Here is a 13,715-nt window from a genome sequence, read left to right on the forward strand (position 1 = left end):
AGCCGGGCGCGGCAAATCGTCGACCGGCTGGTTTTATGGCTTCAAATTGCATCTGGTCGTCAATGACCAAGGCGAAATCCTGTCATTCTGCATCACACCAGGCAATGTCGATGACCGCAAACCGGTCCCCGATCTGGTGAAATCATTGACGGGAAAGCTGTTTGGCGACCGTGGCTATATTTCCAGAAAGTTAACTGACTTATTGGCCCATCAGAATGTCACGCTGATCACCACGCTGAAGAAAAACATGAAGCCGCAAACTATGGATGCCTTTGACAAATTGTTGCTGCGCAAGCGTAGCATCATTGAAACGATTAATGATCAACTCAAGAATATTGGCGATCTTGAACACTCGCGGCATCGTTCTTTGAGCAATTATTTGTCCAATATCATTGCTTGTCTGGTGGCCTATACCTATCAGGAGAAAAAGCCGGCTCTCAATTTGCGCGATGTCGATGGGTTGCCTTTTATCTCGAATGCTTAAACCGAACTGAGGTTAAGTAATAAAGAAACGGCTATGTTACTTTAACAAACCCTATTCATCAAATATGCTTTGACAAATAGGGGTGTCACTTAAAAAAGCCGCAACCTTTCAGAATGTCGGCAGGTATTCATGCGGAATGGTATTATGTCCTTAGGCATCTGCAGTTGGATCATTCTTGGTATCGGCTGCTTTAACCTCACGATGAACTCACTCAGGCATATTGATGTTTATTAACGGCACAGAGTTCGATCAGGCTAGAAGTGCTTGGGCTTGTTTAGTGGTGTTGTTATTGATAAGGCCGTTATTCTTTATCATCGCCAATGCTCTGATCCATAAAAGTACGGCAGTCCAGGCTTGCCTGAATGACTTTCACAATACATGAGGCGGCGCTGGCAGACATAGACCAAGTGAAAGATGGACAATAGCGCAGGATACGCAGATCATGTCCAGCACAAAGAGAATGCAAAAGCACGGCGACTTTCGGTTGCAGGTTAATTGTTTGGTTTTGTAGCGCCGACTCGTCCCTCTAGGATTTTGCCCTGTACCATTCGTGACACGAGGATAATCGTTAAGCCAATTACCATATCAAATCAGATGTCAAAATCCTTAAAAGATCAATTTTCCGGCGATCCTGCCGATACCGATGAGCCGCCCATTAGTCGAGAGGCTTTAATAGCGCAAGCGGCAACCCGCCCGAACTTAATGGCCGCCCACACGATCAGCCGCTTTAATCATGTAGTGGGTGATATTGAGCTCATGGAAATGGCTCATGAATTGAACACGCAAATCAGCCGCATACAGCAGGGTAATTTGGGCCGTGTGGAAGAAACGCTGGCCGCTCAGGCGATAACTTTAGACACACTGTTTAATGCTCTTGCTGTTAAAGCTCTGCAGGCGCCCGGGGCGGAGCAACAAGCTCTGATCCTGAAACTGGCCCTGCAATCTCAACGCCAGTGTTGCCAGACTTATGAAACCTTATCGACCCTTAAAAAGCCACCAGCAGTGACCATGGTGAGTCAGACCAATATCGGCCAGGCAGTTCAGGTCAATAACAGCGCGGTCGGCAACCAGCCACAAACAATTTTGGAAAACGAACTATTGGAGATCTCTCATGGCGAACGGCTGGACAGCGGAACGCAGATTACGGCAATCGCAACGCATCAAGACATGGCAGCCCTGGCTGAACTCAACAGGTCCTCGGACTGAGGCCGGCAAGGCCAGAGCATCGCGTAACGCGGGCAAGGGTTTGGGCTGGCCCGTACTACGTGCTGTGCGTGCAGCACTTAAGGCTCAAAGAGCGCTGTCCGCGCAAATGACAGAAAGCTAACAGCGATTCCGGGTGATGCGGATAAAATTGTTTCGAATAGTTACCATAGATGGCGTCAAAAATGACCGACAAGTGATTTAAAATCGGGATATTAACAATGAGAGATTAAGTATCATCAGCCCCCAATGCGACCGTTATGACTATTGGTATTTTTCTGACAAGCTTGTCAGTGTTGTCAGAATGCGCCTGTATCTGATCGAATGCAGAACCAAACACTTTGTACTGTATAAACTGGACAGCCTGTGCAATCTGGTGGGCGGCTTGCAGGGCAGGGCCATGCTGGCTAGTTTTAACATGTTTGACAAAATATCCGGGTTTGGGCTAAAGAGCTTAAAATAAATCTCTGCTGTCAAACAGAGTTACGTAACCTGCACTATCATTTACAGACTTGACTGACCAGCCAGAGATAACTTTTTAAAAATGAAAAATCTTGTCAACTACCTGTGTAACGTTTTGAAAATAAAAGGAGAAAAATCACGAGCAGTTTAAAACCGAGACCTCAAAAAGAAGGGATTAAGATTTTCCGAAGCATGGAAGCACAAAGACTTTGAAGTTTAAAACCGAGACCTCAAAAAGAAGGGATTAAGATGACGCCTAGCGGAGTGGCTAAGTCTTGTTGTATCGTTTAAAACCGAGACCTCAAAAAGAAGGGATTAAGATCTTTTTTATAACGCGCTCCCTGACATTGGCTATTGGTTTAAAACCGAGACCTCAAAAAGAAGGGATTAAGATGCATTGCCGCTTCGATTTGTTTCTGAATTGCGGTTTAAAACCGAGACCTCAAAAAGAAGGGATTAAGATAATTCAGTTATAGCTAACTTGTAATCGTAAATGTTTAAAACCGAGACCTCAAAAAGAAGGGATTAAGATGTATTCAAAATCAAAGTCATCACATAGTGGTGTTTAAAACCGAGACCTCAAAAAGAAGGGATTAAGATTATCCATATCAACAGATTTAGTTCTTCTTTTTGTTTAAAACCGAGACCTCAAAAAGAAGGGATTAAGATACGCCTGTTCCTGTCTTACGCAAACTTAGTATGTGTTTAAAACCGAGACCTCAAAAAGAAGGGATTAAGATACTCAACTTCTAGCCCTTCATCGTATGGCGCTAAGGTTTAAAACCGAGACCTCAAAAAGAAGGGATTAAGACTCTTTTGGCTCTACTTTTTTAAAATCCTGTTTCGTTTAAAGCAGAGACCTTAAAAAGAAGGGATTAAGACTTCTTCTCCTATGCTTATTCGTTTTGTTACTGGGTTTAAAACCGAGACCTTAAAAAGAAGGGATTAAACCGCATCAATTCCTAATAAGACTGTTGTGCCTGCCAGAGCTATGACAAGCTTGTCAATAAAGACCAGCAGCTGTTTCAGTCTTATTATTTTTGCCGATGATTAATCGGCAACTTACGATATTTCCTGTGCCCGGCATTTGTACAAGGCACTGCATGTGTTGAACCCATTGATCCTGACAGGCAGAAACCGGCGTTTGAATATTTTTTGATGTCTGTTGAAAAAACGCAATTGCCAGAAGAGGCCACATGAAAAAGTTGGTCATGCTGAAGCTTGGACCGTTCTTTATTGTTGGCAATGTAAAACACGGTATCAAGAAATTCGCCAGTAAAGAATGCCCAAATTGGCCGACAGTAATCTATAATTGACCTGAAATTGTCAGGTTGACCGAACCAATAACAAGAAGACATCGAGTGATCATTTCTCAACCCGTTATTCCCATTAAAACCTACCGGTTTTATTTCGCTACCGATGGTGTAGCCCGCTTGCCCAATTTCCCCGGTTCTGCCTGGCGCGGCGCCTTTGGCCATGCCCTGAAAAAGACTGTTTGCGTCGTGCGCGGCACACCCTGTAGCCAGTGCATGCTAAAAAGCGCCTGCGCTTACAGTTATGTGTTTGAAACACCGCCACCGGCCAATGCCGGAAAAATGCGCAAATACAATGCTGCACCGCATCCGTTTGTGTTGCAGTTTCCAGAGGCATCATCAGTATCCGGCTCAACTTATGCCTTGGATGTGATCCTGTTTGGCCACGGCCAGCGCTATCTGCCGTATATCGTGCACGCTTTGCAAACAGCCGGCAATGACGGCATCGGCGGGCATCAACAGATTTTCAGTTTGCAAAAAATTGATGACATCGATCCGGAAGGCGTTGGCGAAACCATCTACCAGCATGGCGAACTTAAATCCTTGCAATCGGCTGGATCGCCCACCATCCCGGCCATGCCCGATTGTATCGAGATTGCTTTCCATACGCCGCTACGCATCAAACAGGACAGCAAGAATCTCACCGCCCGGCAGTTCAATTTCGGTGCTTTTTTCGGCACTTTGCTCAGACGCATCTCCATGATCAGCTATTTCCATACCGACGCACCGCTGGAAACTGACTTCGCCGCATTAACGGCCAAAGCCAGAACCGTGCAGTTCGCTTCGCAACAGCTCAAATGGTTTGACTGGACACGCTACTCGTCCCGGCAACAAACTGAAATGAACATGGGCGGGCTGATCGGCAGGGTACATCTGGATATGCAGGGCCTGGAGGATTTCTGGCCTTACCTGTGGCTGGGCCAATGGACGCATGCCGGCAAAGGCACAAGCATGGGCATGGGCGCTTACACCATTCAGCCGACAAGCTTGTCAGTACAGTAACGGAACGCTAAACCAGCAATAATACAGGGATGAAGACAAAATCCATTTTACTCGCCGTGACCGGTCTCACCCCGCAAGTAGTGACCGAAACTTTGTATGCCATGCACCAGCAAGGCCAGCCTTTGCCTGAGCAAATTCATATACTCACCACCGCGGAAGGGCATCAGCGGGCTCGCCTTACTTTGATCAATGATGGCTGGCTGGCGCGATTTTACAGTGACTACCAGTTGCCAAAGCCGGATTTTGCCGAACGTCATATCCATATTTTGCAGCAGGCCAACGGCGAAGTCCTGCACGACATCCGCACTCAAGCCGATAACCGGGCTATGGCCGACGGTATTACTGAATGGATCAGAACCCTGACCGCCGATCCGGATACCGCGCTGCACGTTTCCATCGCCGGCGGGCGCAAAACCATGGGCTTCTATGCCGGTTATGCCTTGTCGCTGTATGGCCGTCCGCAAGACCGTCTCAGCCATGTGCTGGTGCCCGCCGACTATGAATCGCACCCGCAGTTTTACTATCCCCACGCCGAGGTATGATCATTTCTGGTGTATGACTTAGAGAAGAAAGCGGTGTAACCTTTTTGGTAAAGATCTCCCCAGATCAACCACCAACGATAAGGAAAACACCGCCATGACAGATAGTAATGTCATTAACCTGAATAAGCCAGAACAGAATGATCCCCTGCAGGAAGTGTTGCGTGAGGGCGCCCGTAAACTGTTGGCCGCCGCCATCGAAGCCGAAGTTGCCGCCTTTATCGCGCAGCATCGCGCGTTAAAAACCAATGAAGATAAAGCCGCCGTGGTCCGGAACGGCTATCTGCCTGAACGTTCGATTCAAACCGGGCTCGGCGACGTTGCGGTCAAAGTGCCGAAAGTGCGGGATCGTTCCGGCTCGGGCATCAAGTTTAACAGCAGTTTGGTGCCGCCCTATTTGAAGCGCACCAAGAATATTGAGGAGTTTCTGCCCTGGCTTTACCTGCGCGGCATCTCAACGGGGGATTTCTCGGAAACGCTGAAGCACCTGCTGGGGCCGGAAGCGCCGGGCTTGTCAGCGGCCACGATCAGCCGGCTCAAGCAGGACTGGGAACAGGATTACCAGGACTGGACCCGGCGTGACCTGAGCCAGAAACGCTACGTCTATGTCTGGGCCGATGGCGTCTACAGCCATGTACGCCTGGATGACCGGTTGTGCCTGCTGGTGATCGTCGGTTCCGATGAAAACGGTCGCAAAGAGCTGGTGGCCTTGGCTGACGGCTACCGCGAATCGGCGGCGAGCTGGGAAGACGTGCTGACGGATTTGCGGCAACGAGGCCTGAAGACGGCCCCCAAACTGGCCATTGGTGATGGGGCGCTGGGGTTCTGGAAAGCCGTGACCAAGCTCTGGCCGGAGACAGACCAGCAGCGTTGCTGGGTGCATAAGACCGCCAATGTCCTGGAAAAGCTGCCGAAAGCTATGCAGCCCAAGGTCAAAGAAGCGCTGCATGCGATCTGGCAGGCGGAAACCCGGGAACAGGCCTATAAAGCCTTTGACCATTGTATTGAACGGTTCGAGCCGAAATATCCGAAAGCGATGGCCTGCCTGGCGAAAGATAAGGACACCATGCTGACGTTCTATGATTATCCGGCTGCAAACTGGCAGCACATCCGGACCAGCAATCCGATCGAGTCGGTCTTTGCCACTGTCAGGCTGAGAACGATCAAGACCAAGCATTGCGGCAGCCGGACGACCACCTTGGCGATGGCTTTTAAGCTGATGGAGACGGCCCAGACAAAGTGGCTGCGCTTAAGAGGCTATCAACAGTTAGCCGAGGTCATTACCGGCGTGAAATTCGTCAATGGCATCAAACAAACCGGAGGTCAACAACAGGATGCCGCTTGATTCTCCATACACCAGATTTGCATATAGCTCCATTTCCTGAACAGCTGCCCCTTACGGTTACGTAGCGTCCTGACCTTGAAGTCGTATCCCAGAAAGGTAAAGCTGGTTTCGACATTGAAGCGATCGAAAGTGTCAATGTACACGATCTTTGATTTCGCTTCGTTAATGGTCAGTCCCACCGATTGAAATCGGCTCCTTAAGGCTTCCCTCAAGTGAATCGCTTCATTCATCGTGCTACAGTGGCAAACGATGTCATCGGCGTACCGTTCAAAAGGTCGGTGCCGATATTGTCGTTCCATCCAGCGATCAAAGGCGTAATGCAGGAACAGATTAGCCAATAACGGCGAGATGACACCGCCCTGCGGCGTGCCAATGTCCCGCTTCTCCAGCTCTGACTGTCCTTCAGTCCGCATCGGTGCCTCCAGCCATCGGGTGCAGTACAGGATGACCCATCTTGGCATCTGGTGATGTTCCAGCGCCTTGATTACTAGATCATGCCTGACATTATCGAAGAAGGCGCTGATATCAATTTCCAATACCCAGTTGTATTGCCAGCATCGCTGCGCACACTGCGTTAGGGCTTGATGCGCTGATTTTCCCGGTCTGTAACCATAAGAGTCCGGATGGAACAATGGATCGAGCCTTTCCTCCATGAACAGCTTGACTGCTCCTTGCGCGATCCGGTCCGATACCGTGGGAATGCCCAACACCCGCTCTTTGCCATCGCCTTTCGGTATTTTCTTTTCCCGAACCGGCGGCGGGAAATAAGAGCCCGAGCATAGGCGGTTCCAAATCTTGTAGAGATTTTTGTCCCGGTTTTCATCGAACTGTTTAATGGTTTGACCATCGCACCCTGCTGCGCCGCGATTCTTGCGTACGTCCAGGTAAGATCTCCAAACTAACGCTTTGGGTATCTCGAATGCTTTGTCTTGCGTCATCACATCATCCTCTATCTGAGTTGTGAAATGTGCAATTCAGTGATCCATGCCCCTTCGCTCCGGAGTCATTACAACCCCTTCATCGCTACTACGGGCATGTCCGTCCCTGCTTCCCAATACGTGCTGGAAGCAGGTTCACACGTTCCCCAAACTGGCCTGACTTGGACTCTTGCTGTCTTAACACCGGATGCCGCGTGGCCAGTAAACAGGTAACTTCCACGCTCATCAGGGGGCGGTTGTATAACCCCTTTTTGACATCAGCTCAGATTTCGATGCTTCGTCGAGCAGTTCACTTGCGTTCAACTTTCCAAGTCTTACGTGACAGTAGTTTCTCTGCCTTTTCCTGGGACGCTCGCCACCCAACCCCTTAGGATTGAGCAGCTCCAGGTCGTTTGGTCAGTGCTCCTGTAAGTCCTGACCGGAGGGCCTTCCTCCATCCAATTTGGAGCATGGAGTTCTCATGCTGCTATCTTAAACGCTAGTTCACGAGTCCTCCTTCGTGTCACACACAACCAGTTTCGGCGGCCCACCACGAAGGGACGTATCGCGTTTTCGCAGAGGTTGTTGTCGATGGGCCAGGCGCCGTTATCGATGAAACGGGTCAGTTTGGGCCACTGCGACGACAGATAATGCAGGGCCTTGCCCAGCAAGCTGTTGGGCGTCACCGCATGCAGATACTGTAACAGCAGCGCCTCGATTTTTGCCAAGACCGGCCGACTTTGCGCCAGGCGTAGTTCCCCGCGCAGCTCGGGGCTCAGCCCTTTCGCCCGGGACTCAATGGCGTACAGTTCGCCCATCGCCGCGATAAACTGCGTCGCGGGCTGCTCGGGTCCGCGTGCCGCCTTTGGAATGGCGGCCTCGGCTTCGGCAAAATAACGGCGTGCGTGCGCCCAGCAGCCGAGATGGATCGCTCCCCGGGTCGCCGCAATGGCGTTATACACCTCATAGCCGTCGCTCATCAGTGCTACGCCGGGCTGGATACCCTCATACAGCGGCTGTGCATGAGTTCCCCCGCGGCCGGGCGTGTAGCTGAACAGCCGGATCGGCGGCCCGGAACCGGTCATCTGCGCCCACAGGTAGCTTTTGCTTTGGGCGGATCGCCCGGACTCCTTGAGGACCTGAATGACGGTTTCATCCCCCAATATCAGCTCGGCGTCGAGCAGATGGTCGCGCAGCAGATTGATCATCGGCTGCACCGCTTCGCCGACACGGACCAGGCTGGCTGCCAGCGTGTTGCGCGACAGATCGCCGCCGAAACGGCCCAACAGGGCCGCTTGCCGATACAGGGGCAGACTATCCTGGTATTTGGCGGTCACCACCCAGGCCAGCGCCGCTTCGGTGAGCAGGCCCTTGGGGATCACCCGCGCCGGTGCCGGGGCGACCCGGATGCCCTCGTCACAGCACGGGCAGGCGTACTTGACGCGGTGATGCTGAATCACGCGCACCTGTTGCGGAATGATGTCGAGTTGCTCGCTGATTTCGACGCCGATCTCGATCAGTGTCGTACCGTCATGAGCACAGACGCGTTCGGGTTCAGGCAGCTCATGGCGCACGATCTCGCGCGGCAGATGGGGATCGAGCGGTTTGCGGCCGCGCTTCTTGCGGCTATGGCCGACCACCTCGACCGCTTCGGGTGTTGTTTCCTCGGCAACCGGTGTGCCTTTGGGCGCCAGTGCTTCGGCTTCGTTCAGGAACAGGTCGCGCTGAGCCGAGCCGGATTGGCCCGTGCCTCGGACTTGGCCGCAAACAGCCGGCGTAAAAACGCATCGACACGTTCCTTCAATAAATCACGCTCGACCGTCATCAACCGGAGCTGATTCGCAAGCCGTTGCTGCTCGGCCAGCAAGGCCTGGTATTCGTCGGCGGAAAGGGTGATGGTCGTGGTCATGCGCCTATTTTACCGACTTTACGCCATCGCCTCAGCCTATTTTGGTATAATTCCGTGCCGGATGGGGGCGCATGGCCGCCAAATCAATGCCCGCTAACAGCCAGTGTAGTTGTTCGACCGTTAATGTCACCACAGCGGCTTCTTTCGGCCAGCGAAAACGATCGGCTTCCAGCCGCTTGATCATCAACCAGAAGCCCGTGCGATCCCACAACAGCAGCTTAATCCGATCTCGCCGACGATTGCTGAACACGTAGATCGCCGGTGCGAAAGGATCCAATCCCAGGGATTGCTCGACCAGTAGCGCCAAGCCATTGATCGCCTTGCGCCCATCAACCGGCTCTCGATGCAAGTAAACCTTTAACCCGGGTTCGAAGCGGAACATGGCAACCCGGCCAGACAGTTCAATAAGAGCGGAAGGTCGGTCAGCTTAACACCCTGCAGATCCAATTTAACGCCATTGGGCAAAACCACACTGAGAGATGAGCCCGTCGGCTGCGCTGTCGCCAGTGACAGAACCGGTGCAAAGGCCGGCAACGTTGGCGGAACCTCGGCTTCCGAAGTCTCTTGTTCACGATAACGGTCGATCCACTTGCGCAGCAGATTGGCATTGATGCCATATTCCAGCGCTATCTTGGCGACGGAGGTGCCGGGTTGCAAGCAGACTTTGACTAGCTCCCGTTTGGCTTCAGGGTCGTAGCGACGCCTTCCATCTCGCCCATGCCCAACGACCAATGCGCGCGTTAATCGAGTCTTATTCTCCATCCTAAGTGTCCACCTTGTTATAAGTGGACACTATCTTCTCCTCTTTCGATCAGCTGTTACAGACGCTGTTAAAAGAGCGCTTACATATAATTGCAAATCATCAGATTGCCCACTATGAAATAGTCCGTATGGTCATGATGTCCAGAACAGTAGTTACCACTCATGAAAGCGCTTCCGGAAATTTTCCGGACTTAATCCAGGTTCTGTTAGGCTCAGTTAGGTTGCGAACGGAAAGCTAAGCGGTAAGTTATTGATTTTATAGGTTCAGTTAACTGCTGAATGCACTTTTAATGCGATGGTCGTGCGTTCGAATCGCACACGACCCATCAACAATCTCCTTGATGTTCAAGGACTTCAATCAAATGCCATCGGTTGAAGACGTTTTAAACTCAAAGCGGTGCACAAATAAATGCGCAAATCGCGCGTGATCTTACCCTGATCTAGGGTACACTCGGCTAAGAGAGTAATCTCTGAATCCGATGTCAACAATGAAAAACAAGAAAGAATCAACTACCCTGCTGTTCGCAGCAAATATACAGCACAGTTGTTAATCATCATGCAAAACTTACCAGATAACTATAGAAATCAACATTGAAAATTTTCCAGATGCAAAGAATACTGCTTATGAAATCAAAATCTTATGATACATTAAGCTGATAAAATCAGTGTTGATAGCTGGAAAATATTGAGTGTTGATTTACATCTTAGGATAAACTCGACCTACACAGCTGATCATTGGCCAATTACGCCAGCCAGAAGCCGAAGCTATGCTTGAGGAAACTTGCATATGAAGATCGACAAAACTGCACTTACGCCACCCGAAGGCTATGCCGACTGGCTGAAACAGCTCAAAACCGAAATTGCCCAGGCCCGTCAGCGGGCGGCACTGGCTGTTAACGCTGAACTGGTGCATCTCTACGGACGCATAGGGCGCGATATTCTGCTGCGGCAGCAGGCGCAGGGCTGGGGCGCCAAGGTCATCGACCGGCTGGCCGGCGACCTGAAGGACGCCTTTCCGGATATGCGCGGTTGGTCGTCCAGCAACCTCAAGTACATGCGGTTTTTCGCCCAGAATTGCCCAGACGGCCAATTTGGTCAGCAGCCTGCTGACCAATTGCCGTGGTTCCATATCGTGACCTTACTGACCAAGCTCGACAACCCCGCCGAGCGTGAGTGGTATGCGGCTCAGGTCGTTCAACACGGCTGGTCGCGCACGACGCTGGAACTGAACATCAAAAACCGCCTGCACCATCGGCAGGGCGCAGCGGTGAGCAATTTCGGGGCGCGTCTGCCGTCACCCGATTCAGTGCTGGCTCATGAGGCATTGAGAGATCCGTACTTGTTCGATTTTCTCGGGCTCGGTAACGATGCGCACGAACGCGAGATCGAGGACGGGCTGATTCGCCATATCACCCGCTTTTTGCTGGAACTGGGCGCCGGCTTTGCCTTTGTCGGGCGGCAGTTCCGGCTGGAAGTGGCCGGAGATGAGTTTTTTATCGATCTGCTGTTCTACCATACCCGCCTGAAGTGCTATGTGGTAGTCGAGCTAAAAGCGACCGCATTCAAGCCGGAACATGCCGGTCAGCTCAATTTTTATCTGGCCGCCATCGATGCGCAGGTTAAGGCCGAGGATGACAAGCCGACGATTGGCCTGCTGCTGTGCAAACAGCAGAATCGATTGGTGGCGGAGTATGCGCTGTCCGGCATCGAAAAGCCGATCGGCGTTGCCGAATATCAGTTGCTGCGCGATCTGCCGGAGACACTGGAGCGCAATCTGCCGAGCATTGCCGAAATCGAAGCCGAACTGTCGGAAGAGCTCAATCATCTGGATGATTATTGATGCTAAACATTCTTAGCGAATTTTATCTAATACGTTAGCTCATCATTATTATAAAAGTTGAAGATATATCGGCTAAAAATTGCAAGATTAAGTAAGTGTCATCGAAGACAATATAGCGCGCGGACTGACTCAGCGCGCCATGTGTGCGAATTTGAATGAATTTGGTATTAAAACCGCGCGGAGTGGCCAATGGCCGCAGGTTCAGTTACAGCATGCTATAGCGAAACTGACTTAAGTTTTGAATTTGATTCAATGATATATGCCTTTAGAGCGTTCTGTATTACTTCCAACCAGTTACTTTCTGTCCCAGCTTGAAAAGTATCTGAATTTTTTACCGATAAAGTTTTTTCAGCTATTGCATTTTTATTTTTTATTTCAATATTTGTTGAGATTTCCGTGCTTAACGTGATTGCCCAAAATCCTGGATTCATCCAAGACCATAATTTATTTATTTGAGCATCAACAACATATGTGTCATCCGTAATCTGCTCTTTGCGACTGATAACTTTATACCCATTTTCAACAAATGCTTGGCGAAGGGCGGCGTCTATTAGGGACTCAACCGTTTTTCCTTCAGGTAAAAGAATATCGCCCAATCCCTTGCCATAACCATTTCTTTTGCGACCAATGGCACGAAGCCTTATTTTATCGCCTTGCTCTTCATCGGGATCAAGTGATGGTGTGCTGGGTTCGGCTGGCTTTATCTCAAATAGCCGTTTATCAATCACTGAATTGATATAAATTTCTTTTCCGTTAGGTTTGGCTATCAATTCCGAAGTTGGCAATGGAACATCTATAATTGATCGGCTTGTGGCGCACCCAGAGAGAAGTGATGCGCAGACTATAGCCGCTCCGATAAATAGCTTTAATTTTATTGACATTATTTCTTATCGTGGTCTTTATTAAAATTCCGAGTGTGCCAAGCCATAATCGATTGAATCGATGGCATCAGCGAATCGCCAGTGAACGACCGATTATTATGCAAATGCTAAAAAAAGTCTGTCAGCTAATGATTACAAAATTGGCAATCGTTTTTGAAATGGTGGCTTTCCGTTAGAACCGACGATACAATAAAATTGTAATAGGGAACTGTTACAAAGTTCTCTTTGTTATTAACAAAATGAGATATAAATTAATAAGTTAGAAATTAAATTTCGGAATATCTGTCTCTCCACCATTTCACAATTTCCATTCAGATGACGTTTTTCACCATACCCAATACCTCGCGGCTGTGGCGAAGCGCATCCAGCCGAGCTTCGGCAGGAAGATCCGGCTGTTGGCCTGATCCAACTTAATCTGCTTCGGGCCTGGATAGCGAAAGCTATCCGCTTGACCTTTCTTCTTGAAACGCGGAAAGTCTGCACGCTTGGCGAAGCAGTTTTTGTAGGCCCGCTCCAGGTCTTTCAGGGCGTGTTGCAACGGGTGAACCGGAGCCTCTCTCAGCCAGGGCGTTTCACTGCCGTTCCGCCACGCCGTCAGCTGTTTTGCCATCGCCACACAGCCGGTGAACTTGCCGCCCGCCTCGTAGTTGGTTTTCTGCAACGCCAAGGCTTTATTGAACACAAACCGACAGGCGCCGGCAAAGCGGCCCATAGCGCGCTGTTGGTCGCCATTAGGCTTGAGTTCATATTGATAGGCTTGGAGACGTTTCATAAATCCATTATTTCACAGGTTTTACATCTTGCTAGTAGCCACTTACTGTGGCCGCGCTATCCATCCCCGCCCTGAACGGCGTGGTTTTCCGCGTAATCCGATAAAATCTGTACAGTTATTTTTCCGGATTCTGTATATCGTTTGCATGTGCACCCATTCCATATACTTGAAGCTCATATTGATACGCCACATGCTTAATGGATGATCAGTATTTTTCTAACTTATTTATAAGGCATTGTTAATTTGGTATGGTTTGAGCTAAACTAGCCGATTTTTACCGAGTCAG

13 protein-coding genes, 1 pseudogene and 1 CRISPR repeat array are annotated in these 13,715 nt (G+C 50.2%); of the genes and pseudogenes, 7 read left to right on the plus strand and 7 right to left on the minus strand.

The features are described 5' to 3' along the window. From IT781_RS20125 to IT781_RS20145, 6 genes and pseudogenes are all read left to right on the plus strand, one after another. A partial coding sequence (locus tag IT781_RS20125) for an IS982 family transposase (RefSeq protein WP_194971963.1) occupies positions 1-484 on the plus strand: 484 nt, incomplete at its 5' end. Positions 485-1,078: 594 nt separating this feature from the next. After that, positions 1,079-1,690 (plus strand): hypothetical protein, encoded by a 612-nt coding sequence (locus IT781_RS20130; protein WP_194971964.1) that lies wholly within the window; start codon positions 1,079-1,081, stop codon positions 1,688-1,690. A gap of 235 nt (positions 1,691-1,925) precedes the next feature. Further along, complete coding sequence (locus IT781_RS22925) at positions 1,926-2,150, plus strand: Card1-like endonuclease domain-containing protein (protein WP_370527059.1); 225 nt, start codon at positions 1,926-1,928, stop codon at positions 2,148-2,150. Between the two features lie 144 nt (positions 2,151-2,294). Continuing rightward, a CRISPR array of direct repeats spans positions 2,295-3,101; the repeat unit is 36 nt; unit sequence GTTTAAAACCGAGACCTCAAAAAGAAGGGATTAAGA. Positions 3,102-3,510: 409 nt separating this feature from the next. Further along, entirely contained in the window at positions 3,511-4,464 is a 954-nt protein-coding gene (gene cas6 / locus IT781_RS22930; RefSeq protein WP_370527058.1) for a CRISPR system precrRNA processing endoribonuclease RAMP protein Cas6, read from the plus strand. 29 nt (positions 4,465-4,493) lie between these two features. Beyond that, a complete protein-coding gene (csm6, locus tag IT781_RS20140) occupies positions 4,494-5,006 on the plus strand; it encodes a CRISPR-associated ring nuclease Csm6 (protein WP_228779307.1) in 513 nt (170 codons plus the stop codon). Positions 5,007-5,067: 61 nt separating this feature from the next. Then, a pseudogene (locus IT781_RS20145) lies at positions 5,068-6,348 on the plus strand (IS256 family transposase); the annotation flags it as partial. Here IT781_RS20145 and ltrA read toward each other — a convergent pair. From ltrA to IT781_RS20165, 5 genes are all read right to left on the minus strand, one after another. Then, positions 6,327-7,286 (minus strand): group II intron reverse transcriptase/maturase, encoded by a 960-nt coding sequence (gene ltrA / locus IT781_RS20150; protein ID WP_194971966.1) that lies wholly within the window; start codon positions 7,284-7,286, stop codon positions 6,327-6,329. The pseudogene IT781_RS20145 and the gene ltrA overlap by 22 nt on opposite strands. A gap of 458 nt (positions 7,287-7,744) precedes the next feature. After that, positions 7,745-9,070 (minus strand): IS66 family transposase, encoded by a 1,326-nt coding sequence (locus tag IT781_RS20155; protein ID WP_370527060.1) that lies wholly within the window; start codon positions 9,068-9,070, stop codon positions 7,745-7,747. Next, positions 8,974-9,174, minus strand: coding sequence for a hypothetical protein (locus IT781_RS22545; protein ID WP_228779308.1), 201 nt, complete (start codon positions 9,172-9,174; stop codon positions 8,974-8,976). The genes IT781_RS20155 and IT781_RS22545 overlap by 97 nt, the downstream gene beginning before the upstream one ends. Positions 9,175-9,205: 31 nt before the next feature. Beyond that, entirely contained in the window at positions 9,206-9,556 is a 351-nt protein-coding gene (gene tnpB, locus IT781_RS20160) for an IS66 family insertion sequence element accessory protein TnpB (RefSeq protein WP_194971967.1), read from the minus strand. Beyond that, complete coding sequence (locus IT781_RS20165) at positions 9,532-9,936, minus strand: transposase (protein ID WP_194971968.1); 405 nt, start codon at positions 9,934-9,936, stop codon at positions 9,532-9,534. Before IT781_RS20165 ends, tnpB begins: the two co-directional genes overlap by 25 nt. A gap of 787 nt (positions 9,937-10,723) precedes the next feature. Here IT781_RS20165 and IT781_RS20170 point away from each other — a divergent pair. After that, complete coding sequence (locus tag IT781_RS20170; RefSeq protein ID WP_194971969.1) at positions 10,724-11,776, plus strand: YhcG family protein; 1,053 nt, start codon at positions 10,724-10,726, stop codon at positions 11,774-11,776. 215 nt (positions 11,777-11,991) lie between these two features. Here IT781_RS20170 and IT781_RS20175 read toward each other — a convergent pair whose 3' ends face one another. Then, positions 11,992-12,657, minus strand: coding sequence for a flagellar biosynthesis protein (locus IT781_RS20175; protein WP_194971970.1), 666 nt, complete (start codon positions 12,655-12,657; stop codon positions 11,992-11,994). A 325-nt stretch (positions 12,658-12,982) separates the two neighbouring features. Next, entirely contained in the window at positions 12,983-13,429 is a 447-nt protein-coding gene (locus tag IT781_RS20180; RefSeq protein ID WP_228779309.1) for an RNA-guided endonuclease TnpB family protein, read from the minus strand. Between the last annotated feature and the right edge of the window lie 286 nt (positions 13,430-13,715).

This window comes from Methylobacter sp. BlB1 (assembly GCF_015476545.1).
Classification (GTDB): domain Bacteria; phylum Pseudomonadota; class Gammaproteobacteria; order Methylococcales; family Methylomonadaceae; genus Methylobacter.